Annotated in this window: 23 protein-coding genes and 1 pseudogene; 15 read left to right on the top strand and 9 right to left on the bottom strand. The window is 35.5% G+C overall.

Annotation, left to right across the window (positions count from 1 at the left end):
* Positions 1-1,156: 1,156 nt before the first annotated feature.
* The gene (locus GLP24_RS12755) at positions 1,157-1,819 is read right to left on the bottom strand and encodes a hypothetical protein (RefSeq protein WP_232599268.1); all 663 of its coding nucleotides are present in this window, start codon (positions 1,817-1,819) and stop codon (positions 1,157-1,159) included.
* A 276-nt stretch (positions 1,820-2,095) separates the two neighbouring features.
* Between GLP24_RS12755 and GLP24_RS12750 the strand changes: the two genes are divergently transcribed.
* The 10 genes from GLP24_RS12750 (at position 2,096) to GLP24_RS12705 (ending at position 12,264) form a co-directional block, all read left to right on the top strand.
* Positions 2,096-2,185, top strand: coding sequence for an L-threonine 3-dehydrogenase (locus tag GLP24_RS12750; protein WP_232599269.1), 90 nt, complete (start codon positions 2,096-2,098; stop codon positions 2,183-2,185).
* 300 nt (positions 2,186-2,485) lie between these two features.
* Positions 2,486-2,917: a VF530 family protein gene (locus tag GLP24_RS12745; protein ID WP_101768794.1), complete on the top strand. Its 432-nt coding sequence runs from the start codon at positions 2,486-2,488 to the stop codon at positions 2,915-2,917.
* A gap of 145 nt (positions 2,918-3,062) precedes the next feature.
* Complete coding sequence (locus GLP24_RS12740) at positions 3,063-4,658, top strand: ABC-F family ATPase (protein ID WP_144043157.1); 1,596 nt, start codon at positions 3,063-3,065, stop codon at positions 4,656-4,658.
* Positions 4,659-4,783: 125 nt separating this feature from the next.
* Positions 4,784-5,239: a YaiI/YqxD family protein gene (locus tag GLP24_RS12735; RefSeq protein WP_045038663.1), complete on the top strand. Its 456-nt coding sequence runs from the start codon at positions 4,784-4,786 to the stop codon at positions 5,237-5,239.
* A gap of 648 nt (positions 5,240-5,887) precedes the next feature.
* A complete protein-coding gene (locus GLP24_RS12730; protein ID WP_107249746.1) occupies positions 5,888-6,364 on the top strand; it encodes a hypothetical protein in 477 nt (158 codons plus the stop codon).
* A 98-nt stretch (positions 6,365-6,462) separates the two neighbouring features.
* A complete protein-coding gene (locus GLP24_RS12725) occupies positions 6,463-7,197 on the top strand; it encodes an Abi-alpha family protein (protein WP_232616111.1) in 735 nt (244 codons plus the stop codon).
* A 121-nt stretch (positions 7,198-7,318) separates the two neighbouring features.
* Positions 7,319-8,509 (top strand): restriction endonuclease PLD domain-containing protein, encoded by a 1,191-nt coding sequence (locus GLP24_RS12720; protein ID WP_107249748.1) that lies wholly within the window; start codon positions 7,319-7,321, stop codon positions 8,507-8,509.
* A gap of 389 nt (positions 8,510-8,898) precedes the next feature.
* Positions 8,899-10,608, top strand: coding sequence for a L,D-transpeptidase family protein (locus GLP24_RS12715; RefSeq protein WP_232616110.1), 1,710 nt, complete (start codon positions 8,899-8,901; stop codon positions 10,606-10,608).
* Positions 10,609-11,162: 554 nt separating this feature from the next.
* The gene (cyaB, locus tag GLP24_RS12710; protein WP_221943959.1) at positions 11,163-11,723 is read left to right on the top strand and encodes a class IV adenylate cyclase; all 561 of its coding nucleotides are present in this window, start codon (positions 11,163-11,165) and stop codon (positions 11,721-11,723) included.
* A 55-nt stretch (positions 11,724-11,778) separates the two neighbouring features.
* Positions 11,779-12,264, top strand: coding sequence for a hypothetical protein (locus tag GLP24_RS12705; protein ID WP_232616109.1), 486 nt, complete (start codon positions 11,779-11,781; stop codon positions 12,262-12,264).
* A gap of 392 nt (positions 12,265-12,656) precedes the next feature.
* Here GLP24_RS12705 and GLP24_RS12700 read toward each other — a convergent pair whose 3' ends face one another.
* The 3 genes and pseudogenes from GLP24_RS12700 to GLP24_RS12690 form a co-directional block, all read right to left on the bottom strand.
* Positions 12,657-12,959, bottom strand: coding sequence for an antibiotic biosynthesis monooxygenase family protein (locus GLP24_RS12700; RefSeq protein WP_101768780.1), 303 nt, complete (start codon positions 12,957-12,959; stop codon positions 12,657-12,659).
* 157 nt (positions 12,960-13,116) lie between these two features.
* Complete coding sequence (locus GLP24_RS12695; RefSeq protein WP_232616108.1) at positions 13,117-13,563, bottom strand: hypothetical protein; 447 nt, start codon at positions 13,561-13,563, stop codon at positions 13,117-13,119.
* Positions 13,564-13,672: 109 nt separating this feature from the next.
* Positions 13,673-13,796, bottom strand: a pseudogene (locus tag GLP24_RS12690) (type II secretion system protein); the annotation flags it as partial.
* Positions 13,797-14,062: 266 nt separating this feature from the next.
* On the opposite strand from GLP24_RS12690, the gene GLP24_RS12685 reads away from it, so the two are divergent.
* Positions 14,063-14,296, top strand: a complete 234-nt coding sequence (locus GLP24_RS12685; protein WP_101768778.1) for a hypothetical protein — start codon at positions 14,063-14,065, stop codon at positions 14,294-14,296.
* An 84-nt stretch (positions 14,297-14,380) separates the two neighbouring features.
* On the opposite strand, the gene GLP24_RS12680 is transcribed toward GLP24_RS12685, so the two are convergent.
* Positions 14,381-15,325 (bottom strand): DMT family transporter, encoded by a 945-nt coding sequence (locus GLP24_RS12680; protein ID WP_232616107.1) that lies wholly within the window; start codon positions 15,323-15,325, stop codon positions 14,381-14,383.
* 325 nt (positions 15,326-15,650) lie between these two features.
* Between GLP24_RS12680 and GLP24_RS12675 the strand changes: the two genes are divergently transcribed.
* On the top strand, positions 15,651-16,094 hold the full coding sequence (locus GLP24_RS12675) for a hypothetical protein (protein WP_101768776.1): 444 nt from the start codon (positions 15,651-15,653) through the stop codon (positions 16,092-16,094).
* Positions 16,095-16,285: 191 nt separating this feature from the next.
* Here the strand turns inward: GLP24_RS12675 and GLP24_RS12670 are convergent, their stop codons facing one another.
* Both GLP24_RS12670 and GLP24_RS12665 read right to left on the bottom strand, forming a co-directional pair.
* A complete protein-coding gene (locus GLP24_RS12670) occupies positions 16,286-17,926 on the bottom strand; it encodes a SulP family inorganic anion transporter (protein ID WP_167388547.1) in 1,641 nt (546 codons plus the stop codon).
* Positions 17,927-18,243: 317 nt separating this feature from the next.
* Positions 18,244-19,455, bottom strand: a complete 1,212-nt coding sequence (locus tag GLP24_RS12665) for an MFS transporter (RefSeq protein ID WP_232575660.1) — start codon at positions 19,453-19,455, stop codon at positions 18,244-18,246.
* Between the two features lie 98 nt (positions 19,456-19,553).
* On the opposite strand from GLP24_RS12665, the gene GLP24_RS12660 reads away from it, so the two are divergent.
* From GLP24_RS12660 to GLP24_RS12650, 3 genes are all read left to right on the top strand, one after another.
* A complete protein-coding gene (locus tag GLP24_RS12660; protein ID WP_227990223.1) occupies positions 19,554-20,504 on the top strand; it encodes a LysR family transcriptional regulator in 951 nt (316 codons plus the stop codon).
* Positions 20,505-20,747: 243 nt separating this feature from the next.
* Positions 20,748-22,148 (top strand): Na+/H+ antiporter NhaC family protein, encoded by a 1,401-nt coding sequence (locus tag GLP24_RS12655; RefSeq protein ID WP_232603364.1) that lies wholly within the window; start codon positions 20,748-20,750, stop codon positions 22,146-22,148.
* The gene (locus tag GLP24_RS12650; RefSeq protein ID WP_232616106.1) at positions 22,148-24,235 is read left to right on the top strand and encodes a molybdopterin-containing oxidoreductase family protein; all 2,088 of its coding nucleotides are present in this window, start codon (positions 22,148-22,150) and stop codon (positions 24,233-24,235) included. Before GLP24_RS12655 ends, GLP24_RS12650 begins: the two co-directional genes overlap by 1 nt.
* 52 nt (positions 24,236-24,287) lie before the next feature.
* Here the strand turns inward: GLP24_RS12650 and GLP24_RS12645 are convergent, their stop codons facing one another.
* Positions 24,288-25,664 carry a sensor histidine kinase gene (locus GLP24_RS12645; RefSeq protein WP_232616105.1) on the bottom strand — a complete coding sequence of 459 codons (1,377 nt, stop codon included), beginning with the start codon at positions 25,662-25,664 and terminating at the stop codon, positions 24,288-24,290.
* 9 nt (positions 25,665-25,673) lie between these two features.
* Positions 25,674-26,351 carry a response regulator transcription factor gene (locus tag GLP24_RS12640; protein WP_101768769.1) on the bottom strand — a complete coding sequence of 226 codons (678 nt, stop codon included), beginning with the start codon at positions 26,349-26,351 and terminating at the stop codon, positions 25,674-25,676.
* Positions 26,352-26,414: the final 63 nt, after the last annotated feature.

Genomic DNA, 26,414 nt, shown 5'->3' with positions numbered 1-26,414 from the left:
GAAGCAGAACGAGATACACTCAAATATATATTGCAGCATTACAATACCAAACGGGGCCATAGTTATAACAACTATTTATCACCAGTGATGATGGAAGCCGCCGCTTAATTTAAACACCTATAAAAGTGTACAGTTTTACTTGACCACTACACACCAATATTTCCTATGCAACAAAATTATAATTTAAATGCTTCCTACTTTAAGATCTTTAAGTTATTTTATTATGGATTTACAAATTATATTTTCTTTTTCAAGAATCTTAACTTCTTTTGTCAGTTTACTATATTGAACCGAGTTTTTTACTAGCGTATCCAAACGGGTACTTTCTGTTTTCTAAAGCTAGTATTGCTTGTCCTTGGTTATTTTTAGCTTTGGTTAATTCAGTGAAGAGACCTTGTTGATTTTTTTGTGTTTTTTGATGTTCTATCGTTAAGCGCTGAAATTTGTTTCTCCGCTGCAAATTTAATTGTTAATATAATGCCTACAGTAATTGCTGATTGATCTAGATATGTCAAATTTCCATCTAATCTCTAATTAAGTGCTATTAATACCGCTGCGCCACCAATAACACTAACAAGAATTGTGTCTTTTATAATTTGCTTTTCAGATTGAATAGCGGACTTTTTTGAATTTATCAAGTTTGTGGTAGTACAGTCTATCTGAGCTAATAAAAATATAATAGAGAGTATTGAAACTCTAATTTTTTTGACCATCATTTCCTTTTTATCGAAAATAAATAAAGGCTATTTAAGTATTGATTAGAGATGGATATTTTCAAGTTTTTATTTGTTTATAAGATAATTCAGTAGAGGCTGTGTAAATATAAGTGCGGAATGTTGTTTAATTGAGATGTCTATTTATATAAGTAATTTTAATTATGATGGAAAGTAGTTGAAGATGCTCATAATGAAAAGTCTGTGAAGGCAGCATAAATGTAACGGCTATTCCTATCGTGTTTTTATAAAAAAATATAGCAATATAGCAATATAGCAATATAGCAATATAGCAATATAGCAATATAGGTTATATAGTAGCTGATAGCTCTCTTGTTTTTTGGAAACTATAAGAGTGCCATCAGCCGATAAAAGAGGTTTCATTTACAAAATTATAAGTATTATCTTTAATGATGAAAATCGAAACTATCTATATTTTTAACTTAAACAGCACCTACTTCAATATCGTTAAGTTGTTTAATTGCAGAAGCTAACTTTATATTTTCTTTTTCAAGAATTTTAACTTCTTTTGCAAACTCTTTATGTTGAGCAGAATCTTTAACAAGCATATTTAATAAATGTTTTCTATTTTCTAGAGCTAGTTTTGCTTGTTTTTGGTTATCTTTAGCTTTAGTTAACTCATCAGGAAGGCCCTCTTGATTCTTTTTATATTTGTTAACGCTTGCTTTTAAATCTGCGTTGAATTTCGCAGCATTAGCATTTACTTTTCTAGCTTCTGTTAGTAATGCTTCATTTTGATCATTTTCTAATGTTACATCACTGAGCATTCCAATTTGTTCCATTGCGACAAACTGAGCAATTTTGGCAATAGCAATTGTGCCACCAATGCTAACCGCTAGCTGTACAGGGGCGGGCCAATTCTTACCAATTGTACTAATAAGTAGTGCTGATACAGCAACACCACCGACAGTACCAGCAACAGTGGCTTCTTTCATAATCTGCTCTTCAGTTGCAGACTGAATGACTAAATTTTTTGAATTTGTTGAATCGTTACTAAAAGGATTAGAACTTCCATTTTGTGCACAGCCTACCTGTGTAAATAAAATAACAGCAGATAGTATAGAAATTCCGGTTTTCTTAAGCATTATTTTTCTCTCAATTAAAATAAGTAAATCAAAGTAAAGCAAAGCAAAATGATGCTACTACACAACCTGTTCAGTAGTCTATAGTATGATTACAAATGTCAGAGCTGTGTATCATTAACATCATGATTAATGGATAAAATTGAAGGAAGTGGTATGACATCTAATGATGTATTAGCTGTTTTTAATTTAGTTTCGCTATTTCTGCAAAACTTAATCAATAAGTGTAGGAAGTTGTTTGATCGAGTACGTTAGTTATTTAAAAGAAGGTTAATTACGATGATAGTTTGTGGCCTAGATCTAACGCCGATCATTACTCACCATTATAAGATTGATGATTTCCAGCAAGGCTTTGACGTTATGGGTTAAGGCATGTCAGGTAAAGTTATTCTCGATTGGGAATAAGCATTATTCTTATGATTAGAAAGCGATCTTTTTTTATTGCGATATAAAAACGTATTTGCATTAATGATGACTTACAAGGATCGTAAGTAAATAAAACCATCAATATGGATTACAATTAAACGATGAAGAGATAAAACTTCTATTTTTTGTTGATACGTAGCCTACTATTACCAGTATAATAACCCAGCACTCAGCCAATATCTGCTAGGAATAATGATGTCAGAGTTAGAACAACAGCTAGAACAACCAAAAGCGCCAAAAGAAATGACGCTAGAGCAGCAATTATTACAAAATAACCCATTACATGGTCTTAGCTTAGAGAAAATGCTAACAGAGTTAGTTGATCATTATGGCTGGGAAATTCTTGATACTGCAATGCGTATGAATTGCTTTAATACGAAGCCTTCGATTGCAAGTAGTGTTAAATATCTGAAAAAAACAGAGTGGGCACGAGAAAAAGTAGAGGCATTTTATTTGTCTCGTTTTAAACGTATGCCACGCGCATCTGAAGCTGAATTTGAACTTCCACCACGCATGCGTACGTTTGCTCATGGTATTAGTCCCAAAACACCAATGGAATTAACGGTTGAGTCTATTTTGCTATCACAAGCAAAAGCAGCATCAGCGCATAAAGAACGATCAAACAGTGGTCGTAATGGTGGTGGCCGCAGTAACGGTGGTCGTTCTCGCCGTTAATCATTGGTTACTAAATAGCAGTACTAATTTAGGGTGATGTATATCACGAAAGCTGCTATACTAGACAACAATTTAGAGAAAAAGTCGCCTATCTTGAGCGGCTTTTTTAATGCTTGATATATTCACAAATTTTGGAAACAGTACATTGATTTCAACAGCTAATATCACAATGCAATTTGGCGATAAGCCATTATTTGAAAACATCTCAGTTAAATTTGGTGGTGGCAACCGTTACGGCCTGATCGGCGCAAATGGTTGTGGTAAATCGACATTCATGAAAATCTTGGGTGGCGAACTAGAGCAATCTGGTGGCACTGTTTCTCTTGATCCTAACGAGCGCATGGCTAAGTTAGGTCAGGATCAATTTGCATTTGAAAACTACAGCGTTATTGACACTGTAATCATGGGCCATAAAGAACTATGGACTGTGAAAGAAGAGCGTGACCGTATTTATTCACTGCCTGATATGACAGAAGACGACGGCATGCGTGTTGCTGATCTTGAAGTTGAATTCGCAGAAATGGACGGCTACTCATCAGATGCGCGTGCAGGTGAACTTCTTCTTGGTCTTGGTATTTCAGAAGATCAACACTTTGGTCTTATGAGTGCTGTTGCTCCAGGTCTTAAAGTTCGTGTGTTATTGGCTCAAGTATTGTTTGCTAACCCAGACATCATGCTTCTTGACGAACCAACGAACAACTTGGACATCCATACTATTGCATGGCTTGAACAACTTCTTCTTGCGCGTAACTGCACAATGATCATCATTTCGCACGACCGTCACTTCCTAAACAGCATATGTACACACATGGCTGACTTAGATTACGGTGAGATGCGTATGTTCCCTGGTAACTACGACGAATACATGATTGCAGCAGAGCAATCACGTGGTCAGTTACAAGCTGACAATGCGAAGAAGAAAGCACAAATTGCTGAACTACAAACGTTCGTAAGCCGCTTCTCTGCAAACGCATCAAAAGCAAAACAAGCAACATCTCGTCAAAAGCAACTAGACAAGATTCAAATCACAGCTGTTAAAGCGTCTAGCCGTCAATCTCCATTCATTCGTTTCGATCAGGAAAAAGAACTGTTCCGTAACGCACTTGAAGTTGAGAACCTAAAGCAAGGTTACGGCGATAACATTCTTATCAATGGTGTAAATCTATTGGTAGAAGTGGGCGAGCGCATTGCTATCATCGGTGAAAACGGTATTGGTAAATCAACTTTCCTTAATACGCTAGCGGGTAAAATGGACCCAATGGCAGGTATGGTTAAGTGGTCTGAAAATAACAATATCGGTTTCTACGCGCAGGATCACAGCTCAGATTTCGCTGAAGACATTACACTACTAGAGTGGATGGGTCAGTGGAAGAAAGAAGGCGACGACGAGCAAGTTGTTCGTGGTATCCTTGGTCGTATGCTGTTCTCACAAAACGATATCAAGAAATCAGTTAAAGTGATTTCTGGTGGTGAGCAAGGTCGTATGTTGTTTGGTAAGCTAATTATGCAACGTCCAAACATTCTATTGATGGATGAACCAACCAACCACATGGATATGGAATCTATCGAAGCCTTGAACCTTGCACTTGAGCACTTCAAAGGTACATTGATGTTCGTATCACACGACCGTCAGTTTGTAACGTCTGTTGCAACACGTATCATTGAAATCACGAAAGATGGCGTAGAAGACTTCCACGGCACTTACGATGAGTACATTGCTAAGAAAGCATTAATTGGTTAAGTTTCATTATTAATGAAGCGGCCTAAGCCAAAGAATTAAATAAAAGCCGCCTTTATTAAGGGCGGTTTTTTTATAGATACATTTAACGTGTTCATTCACGTAATCTCAATATTTAAGGGAAATCTATGAAAATTTGGGTTGATGCAGATGCATGTCCAAACGTAGTGAAAGAGATTCTTTTTCGCGCAGCAGATCGCGCTAAAATAAGTGTAACGCTGGTGGCGAATCAATATATCCGCACACCACCATCACCATTTCTACGCTCGATTCAAGTAGAGCAAGGCTTTGATGTGGCTGATAACTATATTGTTCAGGAATGCGAAGTAGGGGACTTGGTGATCACCGCTGATATTCCTTTGGCTGATGAATTAATTACCAAAGGCGCACACGCACTAAACCCACGCGGTGAGCTTTACACTAAAGACACCATCAAACAACGCCTACAAATGCGTGATTTCATGGAAACCATGCGCAGTAGTGGAATTCAGACTGGTGGACCGTCTGCATTAACACAAGCTGACCGCCAAAACTTCGCTAATAAGCTAGATGCTTTCTTAGCTAAAAACCATAAGATACAATAAGTTATAACTATGGGGGTGAACTCAGTTTTACCTCCTTTTTTCCCTTCTGTAATATTCATATCTGTTGTTATTTTCTACTAAATTTACTTAGTCCTATAATTCTATTCCGTTTTGTTATTTTAAATATTGAATATTCTGCAAGAGCTATTATGAAACTATTCATTCAACCCCGTCATTCCTTACAGTGAATGCCCGCGAGGGCGATAGGGAATCTATTTACCACGTGTCGAAATCTTAAATAGTGCGAATATGAAGCATTATAGTTTTTAGAAATGTGAATGTGTTGCAGGTTGATCGGCTTGGTGATCTCACTGGTGTTAAATATTAATCTAATGTGTATTTGCTCCTTTATGAGTTAGATCAAATATTCATTCATACCGTATTAACGTGATTTTGGATTAGTTTTATTTACTGTATATAACCAATAATAATGATACATGGTGATTTTATCGTTTGAGTTCTGTTTTAATCAAATTGATTACATACATTTCTTACTTTCTACATTTCAAATAAACACTTTGAAACAAAAGAATGCAATCAAGCTCATGATATTTATTAATTAAATTGATTATGATTGTGGAACTTTAGAGTACTCTTTTACGTAAAAGTAAGAATACCGTTAATACACTGTTACACGGATGGTGAGTAATGAGTTACCTTCACGTTACAATCAAAACAAAAAGCTCGAATGGTTGGCTTTGTATCTTTAAGGATTTGTCCGTATCTGATCTTAAGAAAAATTTGGTGAGGCCTTACAAGCTTGGAAATTCTATTTATTACGATGGTAACATACTTTCTTCAAATGAAATCACGCAGGTGAAGATCACTGAAACAGAAAATTCACATGAAGCAGAGTTGAAAGTTGTTCAAGACGAAAGCTTCAGAGGTGTCCAAGAGTTCAATCGTGCAAGTTCAAGCATTGTTTTTATAAGTGCAGGGCATGGATATAGTGACTATGAAATTAATAAGTGTGGTAAAGACGTGACTGGCTCATATATATCCAGTGGACCTGAAGAGGGAACACCATTAACGATGCTTGCCGAGTTTATTAAGCACCCTTGGGTGGTTCGTATCGTCGGTGGTTTGGTTTTTCTCGTTGTAGCTGCATACCTAGGGCTTAAGTAAAGTGCGTTGTAAATAAGGCTATTAAATTCGCTCCTTACGGTCATTGGACCCTCGCCCGTTTATGGCCGCGTTAGCTAATTTCATAATACGAGGTACAAATGAAAGAAGAATTGGAAATAGTCGAGAAGTTATCGAATTCGAAAGTCGTTGAAAAAATATATGATGACGGTTTGTCATCTCCAGTCGTTGAGATCAGTAAGATCGGAACTGACTTAGTAAAAAGTGCACGATTAATTTTAGCTCCTTTACAATTAGCCGCGACGTTTCAAGACCGATTTGAGTTTTTCTTAAAAAATCTCAATAAACGAGTTGAAGCTGAACAACAGGTTCAGCCGCCAGCTGAACTAACATCGGTTTGTATTGAACGGATGAAGTATATAGATTTGAACAACCCTTTATGGGAAATGTTTGAAGAACTGCTAATAAAGTCTATGAGTAAAGAAACTATTTCACAAGTTCATCCTTCATTTGGGCAAATCATCGGCCAACTGTCACCTGATGAAGCTTTGCTAATGTATGAGTTAAGTAAGGGGGAATTTATTATAACTGATCAAATGGATTTGAATCGTCAAGCTAATCGTTTTGAAAATCATATGGTTATAACTAGTACAATACCTAAAGAAAAACTGGCTAATCTAGAAGCATTTAATATTTATTACGCACATTTAGAGTCATTGTCATTAATAAAATGGCCTGTTACTAACGAAGTTCCTATACATATTGAGGGGCAACAAACTGGCACTAAGCGCAATAGTAAAATTCATTTGACGGACTTTGGTAAACTTTTTGTGGCAGCTTGTATTCCAGAATCAGGCTTCAGCACAATCAACTAACAATACCAATAATGCGATTGATCTCATAACATCCCAAGCGTAAAGCTCTGTACACTATGTGATAATTTGTTACTTAAAAGATACCCACGAAATACCACATCTCATCAAATATAGGGCACCCATGAAAATCATCTCTAAACCATCTGATATAGATAAAACACTTGTTAAATTGATGAGGCGATACAATAAATACTATATAGCTACCGCTTGGGCTTCTATGGGATCTAAAGCTTCGAGTGAACTCGTCGTTAACCAAGACCGCATTGCGAAAATGATCGTGGGAACACATTTTTTTCAGACGCATCCCAACTTTATTGAAGCGTTTATGGGTAGCGAAAATGCAAGGTTCATTCTGAAGTCGGATGGTATTTACCATCCGAAGATGTATTTATTTCTAAATCATGAAAACGAGTGGGAATGCTTAGTTGGCAGCGCAAACTTCACTTTATCCGCACTTAAAAGAAATTATGAAGTTGTCATTCATTTTGGAAGCGATGATCATGGGGCAAAAAGCAATCTCAAAGACCTACTAAACATAATTGATGTATATTGGTCCGAGTCAAAAAAAATGACTTCATATGAACTCGACAATTACAAAAACATTTGGGAAAAGAACAAAACTAAGCTTTCCAGCCTTGAAGGTAGTTATGGTGGACAACAGAGTAAAGATAGCATCGTAAAATCTGACGTATTTTCACTTAAGTGGGATGAATACTACAGAAAAGTTAGTAGTGATTCTTTAGGGTCATTCAATGGTCGTATTGATGTTCTTCGCCTTGTAAATGAATACTTTACTAAAAATCATTCCTTTAATGATTTTACTGAGCTTCAGAGAAAACAGGTTGCAGGCATCACGATAGATTCAAAAGTAAATTGGAAATGGTTTGGCAGTATGGTTGGCGCTGGTAAGTTTAAAAACAGAATTAATACTAACAATGAGTTTATTTCTGAAGCTCTCGAACAGATCCCTTTAACTGGTCCTGTGGGCGAAGTAGACTATGAGAGATTTGTGGATGGGTTCAAGCGAGCTTTTCCTGATGGTGGCGCTGGGATCGCAATAGCCAGCAGATTACTAGCAATGAAACGCCCAGATTACTTTGTCTGTTTGGATCGCCAAAATCGTAACAAACTATGTAAGGATTTTGGAATTCCTGCAAATGTAAATTTTGAGACATACTGGCCCAATATCATTGCTCGTATTCTCGATTCTGTTTGGTGGTCGGCTCCAAGACCTACTGATATAAAAGAACGACAAGTATGGGAAGGTCGCGCTGCGATGATTGACGCAATTTTTTACGAAGGTTCAGCATAGACTATGCCACTTCAGAGTAGATCACGGATAGTTCGTACCTCACTTCCGAGATGACGGATAATAACCAGTCTCATCTGTTGCCCGTCATTCCCCACAATAAATATTCGTGAGGGTGATAGGGCATCTACCATCAGCGTGTCAGAATGACTATTTCATTGCGTCTTTCAGGCTCAAATACGCGCTAAATAGATCACGGATAGCTCGTTGCTTACTTTCGAAATGTGAATAATAACCAGCGCTATAACCTTTTTCTCGTAATATTTTTCATCTATCTCTTTTTAATATAAATTATGCCAACTCATCATTCTTGAAATCTTTGTCACTTTTAATGGTGAATGCTTTTAATGCTAAAAAAGCATATTCTTACTTTTTTAGTAAAGGACCGTTGAATGAAATTTAATCGAAAAAAAATAACGACATTGATTCGTTCGGTAATGACTGTTTCAGCATTATTAACCTGTGGATCAGCTTTGGCTGCCGATAATGTGACGAGTAATGCGCTAGATTGGCATGTTTTAGATGGCGTTACGGTTAATAGCACAACGTCTTTGTGTTCGAACTCAACGGTAAAAGTGTGTAACGGTAGTATTTTGAATGCGCTGTATGCCAAAAATAACTTCATGCCGTACTGGTTAAACCCAGTGCTTATCAATGCAATCATGCCGCAATTACAAGCGCTTGCGGATTCCAATACGCTACCAGGTATGAAGCAGCGTCTAAAAGAGTTAAAGAGGTTAAAGGCATTGCCGGATCAGCGTGGGTTTGATCTGTTACTAACCGATACGTATTTGGTTTACGTGGATTATGTGCATCAATTACTGCAAGATCCTCGACCATTATACAATTCACATCAAGTTAAATTGATGCCTTTGACATTAAAAATGGCGCAGAATTATTTCCCATTAACGGCTCAAAAAATCAATTCTCTTATTCCTTCTTCGCAATTTGTTCCAACAATGGGGGTGATTAACCACCTATTAAGCTTGCCAGCTAATCCACTTGATTCGAGTAATGTTCACTTTGATAAGGTTGTTTACCTCGGTGATTCCATCCCTTATGGTCCTAAAGTAGCAACAGTGCTTTGGAATTTGAGGTATTTAACTCAGCCTCAGTATCAACAGATTATTGCCCAAACGACGATTAAAAATATCGGAGTGATGAATCAAGCGATTAAAACCTTTGAAGGGAATTATGGTTTGAAGATGGATGGTATTATGGGTCCTGACGTTGTAAGCCAATTAACACGCCCTTATTCTGGCTTGGCGCGTATTACGGCATTGAACTTACAACGTGAACGTTTTGCGCAATTGGAAGGGAATGGTCCACAAATTATTGTCAATATTCCTGATTTCAAAATGACGTTATACGATAATAACAAGCCTGTGTTTGAATCGAATATTATCGATGGTATGTCAAAACGCCCAACCAATTTGTTCCAGTCATACATTAATACGGTTGTGATTAACCCTTACTGGTATGTACCTGAAACAATTAAAGTTAAGAATATTATTCCAGCGGCTAAAGCGAATCCTAATTTTCTAAAGAATAACCGTATTGATGTTATTGAAAGTTGGAGTAATCGCTCTGTCGTGCCACCACTTTCAATAGACTGGGCAACAGTGAACCCAAAGACATTTACACATCAGTTCCGTCAAGATACCGGCCCTGAAAACGCTTTAGGTCGAGTGGCATTCTTGATGCCTGATTCGTTTGCTGTGTATATGCATGATGAATCACAATCAGAGTATCCATTGTTCAAACGCCATCACCGAGATTTTAGCTCTGGTTGTATGCGTGTTCAAAAACCACGTCAGATGGCTACGATGATTTTGTCTTATCAAAATATGCCGACATTACCATCTGTTGACGATATGATTAATACCAATAAGCACCGTGAGATTGGCTTGGATACGCATGTAAAACTTGATGTGGCTTACTTAACGGCTTGGGTAACACCAACGGGTCAGTTAGAGATGCGTCATGATATTTATGGTTATGATAACCCTCGATCTAAACCGATTCAGAATCAATTTATTTCGATTCCAAACTATCGTACGCATCAACGTATTAAATTGGCATTGAATGGTCAAAGTAGTTAATTGAAACATAGGACACCCATAACTCTTTATGCAAGAAAGTAGAAATAATCAACGTTATTATTTGTTGTAATATTAAAGCTGCCTATCGTTACTCCCGACTGTAAATACTCGAGAGGGTGATAGGAAATCTATTATTAGCGCGTTGAGACTTTAAATAACATAAGATGTGGGTGTCCAGTATCGTTTTGGACACCCATAAATAGTTAGTGGTTTGAGACATAAATGGTTACTGATGCGGAACACGATATCAATCACGTATTGTGAGTCGTTAAGATAGCTAAAGTAGGTTTATTTAGATCAACTCGTGAATGAGTTTTTATCACCGTTATCATTCGCTATAAAATTAATGTCTACCACTTCATTTTCTACAGTAAGTCTCCATAAAATAGTAGGGAGCCTTAATAATTACAGATATGGCTGTCCTATGTTTTGGTTGTCCTCGTTATTTAAATGCTATTGGTTTTTTTGTTATCAATAGTAATCATACATAGTTAACATAAACTTCTGGATTGGTGTGTTAGTCTGCGCTCTTTATAATTCAGTAAGTCGTAATTATGGTCTCAGAGCATTTTAATGGTAAATTTGAAGTAGAGCTTAAATATCGATTGAAGTCTACATCTCAGTTTTTAGCGATATTAAAATCAATGACGTATGAAATTATGCTTCAAGATAATATAGAATCTGATTGTTACTTTGACACTCCAAAACAACAGCTTTTGGCTGAAAATAAAAGTCTCTGTATTCGTGAAATGGCACCGTCAGGTATTAAGCTTTGGATCGTAAAAGGACCAGAAGCTGACCGCTGTGAAGCCGTAAATATTACTGATGTGAATAAAGCGAAAAGTATGCTGACAACAATGGGTTATCAAATTGTATTGGCGATGAAGAAAACCCGCAGTATTTATTTTGTGGGTAAGTTTCATATTACTGTCGATCATCTTGATGGGGTAGGTGACTTCGCTGAATTTGCCATTATGACTGATAATGAAAGCTTACTTGATGGTTATCGGTCTGAATTGATTATATTAGCCAATAAGTTTGGTTTGAGTGCGATAGATCTAGAACATCGTTCTTACCGACAAATGTATTCGGAAAGTTGTACTAAAAATAAATAACACTAATTGTTATTATATGTAGTGAATAAGCATAACTATAATAGGGAATGTATTTATGATTAATGTATTAATATGGTTGAAAAATATATTTTATGTGTTTTTATTCTTATTTGCATCTCTTTCTTTTTCGAAAGAATTTAAAGAATCTATAATTGATAGTGGACATTCTAAAGGATCTGATTATATAGCGATGTTTAATATTAGTTATGAAGATAAGAATAATATAATTAATCATAACTTTAATGTTTTTGTAAAATCAGAAATTGAAGAAAGTTTTATGACTTGTGGTGATGTTCAGTTATGTACTAGTTCAATCATGGTTATACCAATAAAAAATGATGAAGTGTTAATTACATATTCTTTAAATACAATAAAACAAAATAGAAGTATTAGTGTAAATAGTAAGTTGATATTGGCATTAAATGAATATGCGCGATTATACCGATCTCAAACGACGACAAAGATAGATGATATTGCCTTAGCAAATACTAATGAACAAAATGTTAGTGTTATTTTAAAAATAATAAAAAATGAGCAATAACCTAATTTTACTGGTAAATCTATAAATATAATCTCCACGGTAAGATGTTAAAGAAAGTAGATAATAATTACAGCCATTATCTTCATTCCCTACAGTAAATTTCTGTGAGTTGTAGTGGGCGAGGTGTTTTTATTGTTACTGCACAATAGGGTATAACTGAAGAAGCGATTGTCTGTCAATTAATGGCGGATGTTACTTATTGTGGTGAGATATTCAAGGTGTACAGCAATTGGCGCGGCAGTTAGCACAACGAGAGGGCAATGGGTTGCTGAACTTGATGGGGCTTGGCTGTCAGCGTTATTGCGTAAATAAAAGGCCCTTAATGAATAAACTAACTATCCGTTTATGTATTAAGGGCTTTATGTTAGTGGCGATATTTATTGATCAATAGCTTAAAGGCAGCTTTCAAAACCTTCAAAGTTAGGTGCGCCTAAATAAATATCTTTGTTGCCACGCGCGTTAGCATGGGCTTTTCGGAATGGTTCTGACTGTGTCCACTCTTCAAATGCTTGGCGAGAGTCCCATACTGAATGAGAAGCAAACAAGGTATAGTCATCATTAGATGCTCCTTGCAGTAAATTAAATGACTGAAAACCAGGGACAGTATCGAGATAAGTTTCACGATTTTTCCAGATATCGATAAATTCTTGTTCAGAACCTAAACGAATTTTGAAACGGTTCATTGCAATGTACATACGATGCCCTTAGTGATTTTTATTGTAGATAATCTTTATTATTATCATATCAATGGTCGAATTGACCACTGATAAAAATAGAATATGTCTTTGCTAAAAAAGTAATAACTAATTATTACTATCATAATTCAGCTTATCGTAGGTAACAGTAATAAAATTAGCACCCTTTTGAAACTATGGAAATTTCAGGTCCGTCTGTACCAAAATTCTTATTAATTTGTATTCCTGATTTTTTGTCATTGTTATCGCTAGGTTTTCGACAAAAGCCGACATACTGATCTGCACCTACCCATGAGAGTAAATAACATATCGTCTTTTTGATTAATCCTAACTCATGTTTATTACTATTATGGCTTGATGACGAGCCTGTTTGAGATTTTGCTGCTGTACTTAAATCAGTGTATAGAACAAAGCATTGGGTGTTAAAAGCTTCAGTAGCTGACATTTTATTAATAGGGTATTGAGAGAACATCATTAAACCAGCGACAGATTTATGTAAGTTAGCCAAAATATTTACTGATGGAACCATCGGATGCCATTGATTAGCATCTGTTATTACTTGAACAATGTCATCTTTTGTTGCAGTAGGATAGCCTTGAGCCATTCTTATATTACTACCTGCAATTTTAATTATGGCTGAAGTATTATCTTTGCCTGCAAGAATAGCTTTTGTATGAGCTAATTTTGCCGAAGTTTGAGTGTGGATGCTAGTTGATCTAGGTTTGCTTTACGGGCGTCAGAGCTGATCCCCATAAATTTTGGGGCTGCTGTGACAGCTAAAATACCGAGAATAACAATAACAATAACTAGTTCTATTAGTGTAAATCCTTTATTCATTTTTCACTCGTAAAGGTGTTGTGGATTCTTTTTAAGAATACTATTAGAAATAATAAATACCTAATAATAGAGATTGTGATTGTATTTGGGATTTTAACATTCGGTTATGTGATCTATGACTAAGTAGTGAATTCTTTTGGGGTATAACATAATATCAGTTCAAGAGAATAGGCAACAATTGTTATTGTATTCATAGTGTTATGTTAGGTTGTTCTTATTTTCCATCTTGATAGTAATGTTAATGAATTTATGATTTGGAGAGACAAATGAAGGCTGTTTTTTCTGGTAAAGATTGTAATAAAGAAAGTTCTACATACTGGTTTGATGTATCTATCAATATTACGGGTGAAGCCGATGGTCTTATTCTCGGTGTTGTCGAAAGCCAGAATGATGATATTTGTATTGTAGACTGTGAATCACATGGTATTAAAGGGGCATGGTTTGCGCCTTATGTAACAAATTTGCCAGATTATGTATCTAATGTAGAAAGAGCGATGTAGTCGTTTTCACACTTTTTAATGGCATGTTTGATGGGTGGCCTAATGAGCCACCCTTTTTGTTGTTAATTATAAGATGACGAACAATTAATTAAGCTGTTCAATCGGCTTCTTTTTTTTCAATAAATGCGGTAATAATTGCATGGTTGCGACAGAGCCAACAATGACGATAATACCTATTATTGATAATGAAGTGAGATGAGCCGCTTTTATAATATTTGGCCACCATCCCATTGTGACAACAAATGCTGTTGATATAAAACTGATCACTGGGGCAACAGCAACAACAGCACTGACTTGAGCTGCCGGCCAGAAAACTAACGCTTTAGCTAATGCACTATAAGCAATTAACGTATTGAATGCACAAAATAAAGCAATACTCCAATCAAACGTTGTTAGTACGGTAAATTGAGTCAAATCCGTTAATGGTGTTAATAGGACCATACCTATACCAAAAACACACAGTAAAACATTAGAGGTTGATATTTTAGCCATTAGTGATTTTTGTAAAAGGGTATAACACGCCCAAGATAATGCTGAAAACTCAATAATACCTACACCAATTAATACTTTACTATCTGTATTTATATGTCCGCTAATATGGGGATGGAAGAAAAGAATGATACCAACAGCGAGTGTAAATAAACAAGATAGTTGAATCGCCGTTAAGCGTTCTTTAAAAAACAATAGACTGCCAAAGGCAAGAAAAAAAGGAGCAACTTGAAAATTGAGCTGTGCTTCTCCTGGCGATAAATATTTTAAGGCTAATACAAAAGTAACATAGTTAAGTGTTAAAAAAATACCTGCAAATAAAAGTTTAATGATTTCCTTTATGGTTATTTTTCGAAATTGCTGCAAATTATTAGAGGTTAATTGAAGAATAAAAAGGATAATAAAAGCAATAAAGAAACGGAACCAACTCAATGATGTTGCATCAATAAATTTTTCAGAAAGTTTTAGTGCAATAGGCAATATCCCCCAGAATAAAAGTGTAATACTACTGTAAAGTAGGCCAAGCTTATTATTTGTCATAATGATTGTTCTTTATGTAATGATATAAATCTCAAGTAATATAAATGAAGTACCAATAGTATTGTATGACAAATATCAAGAGGGGAATGATTGAGCGTATATCTATATTTATTTAATTGATTTATATATTTATAAATCTCGTCATTTGTGTTTTTTGATGCTATTTTTTGTTTGAAAATTGAGAATTAAAATAGTTAATGCTGATAAGGTTAGGATTTTCTTATAGTTAAAGTTGTTGTTGCCTGCTTTCATCAGACTCGGTATTGGGTATAATTACTTAATCATTAAGGTATTTACATGTGTAAGCATCATTTAAGAGGTAGTTATGTCTAACAAATATGAGTCAATGGTCGGTGATTATTGTGTTGTTGTAAACGCAATTGAGTCTTACGTCGCTTCTAAAATTACAGACTTTGAGTATTGGGATGCTGAAGGTTCTAAGTTTTTTGTAGATACTGAATCAGCAACATATATGTATGACTATGTTGAAGCCGCTATCATTCTGGGTGTTTCAGAAGTACAAATGCAGCACTTTTTTGTGGTGCATTGTTGCCTAGGTGATTATTTAGACGGGCTTATTGGTGAAAAAGATCCTGAAGCTTGGGATATGAAAGATCAACAATTAGTGGTGACTTATACTGATAATTCAGAAGATGTATTTCAAATCTCTGATATCTGTGAATTAATGACTAAAACAGAAGCTGCTGGTTGGACTTATGCTGAGTTAGTGAAAGCTGAGAAAGTATTGCAACAACAAGCAAATAGTTAATATTAATTCCAAAGGCTAGGTGTGTGCTGAAAAGTAGGCACTTAGTTCAAGCTGCAATTATTGATAAAAAGAAAAGACAGGACACCCATAAGATCGCTATTTTGTGATAACTCATTGTTATTTATTCAAATCGATTACACTTTTATAAAGCGTAATGTATGGCTGTCCCATCTTTTTTTGTCTTTTTAGGCTTAACGATAAGCCATAATTGCTTCTTTAATGCTCGTATATTCTGTTTTTTGATCTAATATTTTTAATAAATGGGTTGTTTCAACTAAGCGTCTAAACCTAGGATGCTCAATATTAACAAACAGTAATGTAACGTTTCGGTGGGTTAGTTTTTGATTTAATACTTCAATTTTATCAACTGCTGTTAAATCCATATCACTAATACTGCTTGCATCAATAATCACTAAACGCAGTAAAGTGCGAGTATTAGCTAAATTTAAAATACGTTCTTCAAAATATGAGAAGGTTGTAAAATATAATGGTGCTGAAAAATGAAGTACGGCAATATCTTCTTCGGCTGATAAATTCTGTTCTGGATTTAAACGTGAACGGTGACCCCAATGATCGCAGTCAGGCTCTCGAAATAACTCTTCACAATTTGGTCGAGTGATAATAAATACACTGTGTAGTAATGATAATAAAACGCCAAACATTACCCCAATATCAATTCTGAAAGTAACGATCATTAACATTGTTGCTAAACATAAATAGAATTCTTGACGATTTTGATGGTAAATCCGCTTAATTTCATTCCATTTGAAAATACTCAAACCTACATACATTAAAATTCCAGCTAAGGTTGCTTTGGGAATTAAATGGAAAATGTTCTGAGCATAGAGCAACACAAGGCAAATAACAGCAGCTGAAAATAATGCTGCCCATTTTGAGTGTGCGCCACCTTGTTGAATTAACATGCTACGTGGTGGGCTAGCATTACCAGGGAAGCCTCCGATTAAACCTGATAAAACCGAACCTAAGCCAATACCTGCAAAGTCGCGGTTAAAATTGGGCGTAGTGTTGCGATCTTTAATGGTGCTAGACACCGCTGATGTTTGGACAATACAAATCATGGCGATCAATAATGCTAACGGAAAAATTGTTAATGCTTGATGCCAAGGTAGGCCAATAAAAGCCCAATGAAGTTCAAACCCTGCTGGATTTGATAATGTTGGAATATTAATGCTGTGTGCATTTAAAGCCATTTCAATTGTAATACTGATCGCCAAAGCAATCAGTGCGGCAGGAAAGCGTTTATATTGGCGACTAAACCAAAAAATAAAAGCAAATACGCCACCGCCAATAAAGGTTGTAATAATATTTAGCTGCTCTATGTGTAATGCTAAATGATAAAGCGCTTGAAAGGGTGATGATGAATTATGTGGTAAGCCTAAAATTGAGGGTAGTTGGCTAACAATGATATGTATTGAGACTCCCGCTAAAAAGCCCAACGTTACTGGGTAAGACAGTAAATTGGCAACCCAGCCTAATTTAAAGGCATAGACACACAGTAAAATTCCTCCGACAAGTAATGCTAATAACGAAGCCAATGCCATGTATTGTACGCTGAATAATGTTGCGTAACTTGCAAGACTCACGGCAAAAATAGGTGCGATGGTTGAATCAGCACCACAAGATAAATAACGATTGCAGCCAAAAAGGAAAAAGCCAAGACTGGATACAACAAAAACATATAAACCATAAATAACTGGGAAACCAGCTAAATGTGCTGTTGCCATTTGGGCTGGTAATGCAATAGCTGCGACGGATAATCCTGCGAAAAGATCCTGACGCCACGCCATTATATTATGTACTTTGTTCTGCATTGATAGTTCGCTTTCATATGACAATATATAATCAACGTGCATAATCTCATTATTTTTTAGAATATCAAAACAGATAATGCAGAAGATATCGTTATAACACTTTGAATAAGTGAATATAAATATAGGATAGCTGTAGATAAAGAAAAGAATAGTTATCTTATGTTGTCGGTGTTCTTATTTTATATTTCAGATAGTTAAGGCGTATGTGTGATAAAAAACATCATGAGTATGTTTATTTGTGGCAAAGATTTAAAATATACAATGTGTTATGAATAAAGTGATTAGTTTTATTTAACCACCTTATCCATATAGAAAAATTAAGCTAATTGTGTGTGTGCGATGGGTTTCATTCTGATGATTAATGCGATTAATGGCGTTACGATAGCAAGCACTAAAACGCCATTCCATCCTACATGCTGGTAAAGGTAGCCGCCGACAGCTGATCCTATTGCCATTCCAATAAATACAAATGTAAATAAGATCGAATTAAGGCGTCCTCTAGCTTCAGGTTTTAGGCTGTAAACAATCGTTTGATGTGATACTAACGATGAGTTAATACCAAAATCAAACAAGATGACACAGATAACTAAAAACGCTATTTGGATATGTACGGTCAATAATGGAATAAATAACATCGCGATAAATGAGAATATAACGACGCTTATACTGACTAATAGTATTTTATTTGCGCCTAAGCGATCAGATAATCCGCCAGCTAGAGGTGCTGCGATAGCGCCTGCTGCCCCAGCTAATCCAAAAGCCCCTGCCGTTGCGCTGCCTAAGCCATAATGATGAGAAAGAAATACCGCTAGTGTTGTCCAAAATGCACTAAATGCAACTGATAGTAATCCTTGAGCGATGACTGATTGTCTTAATTGTGGATATTGATGCCATAGTGGTTTTAAGGATCCCATTATTTGTTTATACGTTAATGTGTTTTGAGCGGGCATTGTTGGTAATGAAAAATAAAAATAGATAATCAAGACCATAATCGACGCTGCTGCAAGTTGGAATATAACAGCCCATCCCCAAAATTGACCAATAATACCGCTAAATACGCGCGATAAGAGTATGCCTGATAACAATCCTGTCATTACAATACCGACTGATTTCCCTCGTTGACTTGGTGGTGTAATTGCCGTACTCGCGAGAACGATATCTTGTGCTGAGGTGGCTAAAATACCAATTAATAAGCTCATTATTAATAAATTTGGAAAGGTAGATGTAAGGCTACATAACCACAATGCAGCACAAAGGAATATTAATTTAGAGATGATCAATTTTTTACGATTTACCATATCACCTAAAGGGACAAGAAATAAAATGCCCAATGCATAGCCTATTTGCGTTAGCGTGGGTACGAGTCCGACTTCACTGATTTTTAAATGAAAGGCATGTGATAATAAACTGATAATAGGTTGGCTATAATAAATTGAAGCAACACTAAATCCGGCACCAACGGATAAACCAAATAATTGTTTAAGTGGTAATGTTTCATTATTTTTCAGCGTATTAGCCTTAAGTGTCATTGTTGTATCCGTGTGCAAAAAATGTCTAATAGGAATATGACAGAAGCGATATCTCTTTTATAGAGGGCACCATCGTAAAATTGTTATACACTCAACGTATGAATATACATAATCCTAAAAATCTTGATCGAATTTTGTTACTAACAACGTGGGTGAGAATAGTTGAAGCTGGCAGTTTAAGTGCTGCGGCAAAACAGCTAAAGACGACTCAGCCCACGGTTAGTCGACGTTTACAATCGTTAGAACAAATATTTAAATGCAAGTTAATGTTACGTACTACGCATCAATTAAAATTAACTGATGAAGGGGATACCTGCTATCAATATGCCAAGCAATTGTTAGAGCAGTGGTCGATATTAGAAGATACGGTAGGAAGTGATACTGCGATAATTAAAGGCCGATTAAGAGTAAGAGCCCCACATGCTTTTGGACAGCAACAATTAATCAAACCGTTAATGGAATATTTAACAATTTATCCTGAAATGCGTATTGATTGGCTTTTGAATGATACTTCACCTGATTTTCTTGCCGATAATATTGATTGTGCTATTCATGTCGGGGCGATTACAAATCCAAATGTTGTGGCGAAACTGATTGGCTATGTGCCACGTATTATTGTCGCAGCACCGGAAGTCATAAAAAAATACGGTGATATTAAGAATATTTCTGAGTTACAACAATGGCCTTGGATCGCGGTTAGTACATTTTATAATCATGAGTTAGCACTAAAAAATACGCTATCAAATGAGTTATCGGTATTAGGGCTTGATCCGATTCTATCAACCGATAATCTTTATTCAGCATTGGAATGCATTAAAGGTGGACTTGGTATCGGTGCAATATCGTCATGGTTAGTTAAACCTTATTTATTGACTAGCCAACTAGTCCATATTGCAGAAAATTGGCAAGCAGATCCATTACCTGTTTATTTTGTTTATCCATATTCAAATTATTATTCGAAAAGATTGCGGTTATTTATGGAAATAATGACGAAAGGGATCCAACAAATGATCGGAATAGATCAAAATGATGATCATATAAAAATGTAGATTATTTATAAGATCCTAACATTAATGAGCAATGATAATAATGTTTACATTGCTCATAGAACAATTTGTGTTAAGTCGCCAAGTAAGATGAAAATGCACTAAATGTAATCGACAGTAGTTCTGATGTTATAAATGATTGATTATCTAAATATATTGCATGTTTATGAATGTTATATTTCAATACAGAGTACATTTAATCTGTATAATTATTCGCTCACTTTCATGTACCATGGGAATTAAACCATGCTGTCAGATACACCCCGATTACCAACTGTCACAGAATCATCTTTTTTATTAAGTATGATTACTCTTATATTAATGGCTGGAATATTATATGCAGGCCTTGATGTGCATATCTTATTAATTTGTACCGTTGTTCTTACGATGCTATTTAGTTATCGTTGTGGTTATGGTCTCACTAAACAAATAGATCTTATTGGTGATAGTTTAAAAGAAGCAACAGGCGCAATGTTTGCTTTTATTCTTATTGGTATGATCATTGGTGTTTGGATTTTATCCGGCACTATTCCTGCCTTAATTTATTATGGTCTTAATTTTGTTTCCGCTGCTTATTTCTTACCCGCAGGATTTTTAGTTTGTTGTGCAATCACTTATGCGACAGGCACGAATTGGGGCGCAGCCTCTACGATTGGCGTCGCGTTAATTGGTATGGGGTTAAGCTTAGGTTTTCCTTTGCCTGTTATCGCCGGTATGATCATTTCTGGTGGGGTTTTTGGGGTGAATTTATCACCTGTTTCAGACGTCACTATATTGGCATCAGCCACTGTTGGTAGCCAAGTACAAGACCATCTTAAATCACTTTCTATTGTTGGCTTACCGACAGTGATTATCGCGACAGTTATCTATTACTTTATGGGTAATTACTATATTGGAATGGGGACAACGAGCGTAAATCATATTGTCGAATTACAAAATACAATTAGCCATATTTTTCAGATTACTCCTATTGTTCTATTACCAATAATAATCACATTGGGAATGACTTTATTTAAAGTACCCTCACAGATAGCCTTATTTTGTGGTATTTTTTGTGGTGCGATCATTGCGGTAATTATTCAGAGCCAACCATTAAATCAAATATTCTCATCCTTAAATATGGGGTATCAAATTCCATCTGGCGATCCTCTTCTCGATAAGTTACTTATTCGTGGTGGGATCCAAAGTATGATGTGGACTTTCTCTTTAGCTTTTATTGCATTAGGTATGGGTGGGTTATTACAGCATGTTGGTTTTCTTCGCGTATTATTAAAACGTATTTTACCGCATATTCGTTCTACTTTTAGTTTGGTTGCAACCACGCTTTTTACCTGTGTACTTGGTAATATGGCAACCAGTGAAGTTTATATCTCAATGATTTTAAATGGTTCACTTTATAAAGAAGTGTATGCTGATCGCGGTTTATCCCCACATATGTTAAGCCGATTACTTAATGAAGGCGCAATGACCTCTGGTATGTTGATTCCATGGACAACGGCAGGGGCATTTATGACGGCAACATTAGGTGTTAGTCCCTTTGTATATGCGCCTTATGCGGTATATGTGTGGCTTGTTCCTTTAATTACTTTGATGTCTGTTGCTATTGGTAAAACAGTATTAATTCCAACCTTATCAGAGAATGTATAATGAACAATGTTATAACTACAACATGTGGATTATGCAGTACTGGTTGCCGTATTAATGTTCATTATAATGAGCATAATCAATACTCAATAAAAGGCGATAAACGCGATCCCGTTACGCATGGCGCATTATGTAAAAAAGGGCTTCATGCTATTGATATTATGCTTCATCCTGAACGCTTAACTCAACCATTAAAGCGCACAGGTAAGCGTGGTGAAGATCAATGGATAACGATCAGTTGGCAGCAAGCGCTTGATGAAATTGCTTTAAAGTTTAATCACACTCAAAATACGTTTGGTGACAATAGCTTATTTTTTAGTTACGGCTACTCAAAAGATTTTATTAATACTCAGTTATTGAAATTAGCCAATGCTGCTAATAGCGTTAATATTCATGGTCCTGAAACAGTCTGTTGGGCACCATCAAAATACGGTAAAGAATATACGCTAGGCTATAATCCGGGAGCTGATATTAATCAACATACTGATTGTATTATATTTTGGGGTGTTAATAAGCATAATACCCGTTTTACTGAAATGCGGGCTATTAACCATGCAATAGAGCATGGTGCTACAACGATTTGTATTGATCCTCAACAAACACACCATGCTAAAAATGCAAATTATTGGTTACCGCTGGTGCCAGGATCTGATCTTGCGTTAGCGATGGCAATGATTAAAATTATTATCGATAAAGCGTGGTATGACACCGCATTTGTTGCTGATTTTTGTTATGGATTTTCAGCATTACAAAGCCATATTGATCAATTAGATTTATCTTATCTTGCTAATGAGTGTCAATTATCCATTGAGATGATCACTGATATTACACAGCAATATATCAACGCTAAATCTGCGGTAATAATAACAGGTAATGCGCTTGACCATAATCCGGATAGTTTTCAAGTTAATCGGGCTATTGCAATATTAATGGCATTATCCGGTAATATTGAAATTCAAGGCGGACAATCAAAACCCCAAGGCAAATCATTAGTTAATGGTAGGTGGCCTTATGATCCACAAGATGTTGATCAAATATCGCCAACGATCAGACAGCGCAGTGTTGGATCTCCACCGATCCCTGAGTATTTCAGAGCCACCAGTCAGGGCTTAATGGATGCGATGTTAACAGGTCAGCCTTATTCGATAAAAGCAGGGTTGATTGTTGGTACTAATCCAATGACCAGTTGGCCTGACAGTAATAAAGTTAAGCAGGCTTTTGAGCAACTTGATTTTTTAGTGGTATCTGAATTATTTATGACGCCAACAGCCATGATGGCGGATATCGTATTGCCCGCTGCCAGTTTTTTTGAGTATGCCGGTGTGACTCAAGGACAAGACGGATCGATTCATTATCAGGCGTCATTACAACAGGTTGGTGATGCAAAGCCTGATCATCAAATTATTGCTGAAATTGGTCATGCAATGGGGATCATGCCTGTTTATAATGACAATGATTTTTGGAAATCAGCGTTATCACCCGTTAATATTGATTTAATGCAATTAAAAGCACAAACAAGCATTCTTGCAGCTGTTGAGAACCAACAGACATTATCTTATTTATCGGTAGGTTTTGATACGCCCTCAGGGAAAGTTGAATTATATAGCCAAAAATTGCATGAATTAACCTTGGATCCTATTCCCGTATATAGACCTAATTTATCCGTAACAGATCGCTATCCATTAAGAGTCACTACGGCTAAATCTCGACATTATATGTTTTCTCATGGACGTCAAATATCATCATTAAGAGCGAGGCATCCTTTGCCTATTGTGAAAATTCATTCATCGTTAGGGGAAAAGGAGCACTTAAAAGAGGGTGATATTGCGGCAATAGAAACTGCGCCAGACAAGATTATTTATCAACGAGTTAAATTTGATGATAATTTAAATATTGATACCATTATTGCGGATTTGAGTTGGTGGTTTCCTGAAATGAAAAGTAAGCAATTATCAGGTGCTTTTATATCAAATTATAATGTATTAACGAGTACAGATACCGGTACTCATTCAGATATAGGTAGTTTTTATATTAATGGCTTGCCTTGTCGTATATATAAAGCGACTAATATCGAATTGTCGACGATCTAAATAGAGAAAACCACATCTTATTTTTAATTGATAAGGTGTGGTTTTATTCTCTTTATTGAGCAATAGATACTGTAACCGTAAAATCACCCGTTATTGTTTGTGTGATCGACAATGGGTATTGATTAATCTTACAAATATTATTAATAATCGATAGTCCTAAACCGTAGTGGTTATCATCTGATCTTGAACTATCATATTGATATAAAGGTTGAATTAACTTTTTAATTTCAGTTTCTGAGTAGTTGATCGTCGCAATATTTATCACTTCGATAATGATATTGTGCGTATTATTAAGCACATTTATTTGAATGGTAGAGGCGGGTGGGCTGTAAAATAAAGCATTATCAATAAGGTTAGTTAAGATTGTTTTTAGGCTAAAGTTATCGGCAATAATCACTGTATCTAAGTGTGCTTTAAGCTGTATTCTATTTGCAATATCTTGATATTTAAACGTAAGTTCATGCTGAATGCTATTTAGTAATAAGGTGATATCAATCGGTTCTTTGTAGAGTTCAATCGTTGATGATGTTCGCTGAAGTAATAATAAATTTTCAACAATAACTCGCATTCTATTGGATATCTGTAAAATATCATCAGTAAATGTTTCTGCTAATCTGGCATCATTAGGAAAGCGCTGGTGGACTTCAGTTAACGTAATCAGCTCTGCAATCGGGGTTTTTATTTCATGTGCAATATCAGATGTGATCCGCTTTTCATTTTCAATATTATTTCTGTTGTTCGTAAGAAAGTTATTTAATTCTTTGATGATTAAATCTATTTCTGAATAAGATTTATGTTCATAAAATGCAAAATCGTTATTTGAATAAGTGTTATTGTTGTTGAATTTTTTAATTTGTCTATTTAAGGATTCTAAAGGATATAAACCTTTCTGAACAATTTTTTTAGCTACAATACGCATGATGATCATTGAGAATAAAAAACTGCCGATAAGTAATATATCTAATAGTCCTGTCATACGATCAAGACTTTTGGTCGATGTTGAGACCGTAATATACATATAGTCACTTGATCCATCTTTATTTCTATGAATATATGAAGATAGCAGCGCTTGTCCAGGCTCATTATTCTGCATTGTTACATTAACGAGTTTATAAGAATTAATGGGGATTTTAGTATGCAGTAAATCTAGTTCAGGATAGGGGTGAAGAGATGCTGAACGTTTAATTGTTTGATTATTTTTCCATATTTGATAAACATAATGGTTATTTGAGTTATCACTGGTCGATGCCGTATTCTCATGAGTTGATGTTTTAATTTGATTCGTTTTTTCTTGTAGTTCAAATTTGAACTGTTGCTGAGCCCAATCATCAACACTGACATCAACAAAGGTAAACACAATGATAATAAATAAGCCAAAAATAGCTGAAATAGAATTAATGAGGTTTCTTTTTATTGAGCGCGTTTTCATTATTATTATTTACCCTTCACTATAATAGCCAAAACCACGTTTATTTTTAATTGGAAAGGTTGCAGTGATCATTTTCAATTTTATTTTTTTTCGTATTGTAGATATATGCGCTTCAATAGTATTTTTAGATATATAATCAAAATTATTAGCAATATTATCGCTGATCATTGATGTGCTCATAATTTGATCTTTATGATTGAAAATATATTCAACTATTTTAAATTCATTTGGTGTTAATTCGATATCGGTTGTTTCATAACGCAGTGTCATTTTATTTGAATCTAATATAAAACCATTAATAGTAATGGTGTTTGTGAAGTTATTAATTAAACCACGGCGGGAGATAGCAAGGATTCTGGCGTGTAACTCATCAAAAGAAAAGGGTTTGGTAAGATAATCATCAGCACCTTGGATTAGACCATCAATGCGATCTTGGCGTTGGTTCTTAGCGGAAAGAATAATTATCCGCGTTTGTATTGCTGATTTTCTGAGTTGTTTTAGGATATCCATCCCGTCAATACCTGGCAGCATGAGATCTAGAATAATAATATCGTAGGGATTATTGAGTGCTAAGCTGAGCCCATCAGTACCATTACTTGCTTCATCCGTTGTTATACCTAAGTTATTGAATCCTACAACTAAACTACGACGCAATGCGGATGAATCTTCGATGATCAAGAGCTTCATTATATACTCAAATTTAAAATGTATACCTATACGAGATGTATAAGTATACATTAAATTATACTG

Origin of the sequence: Photobacterium carnosum (assembly GCF_021236965.1) — a bacterium.
Taxonomy (GTDB): domain Bacteria; phylum Pseudomonadota; class Gammaproteobacteria; order Enterobacterales; family Vibrionaceae; genus Photobacterium; species Photobacterium carnosum.
Note: the sequence above shows the minus strand (reverse complement) of the source record. Positions and strands in the feature narration are given on the sequence as shown.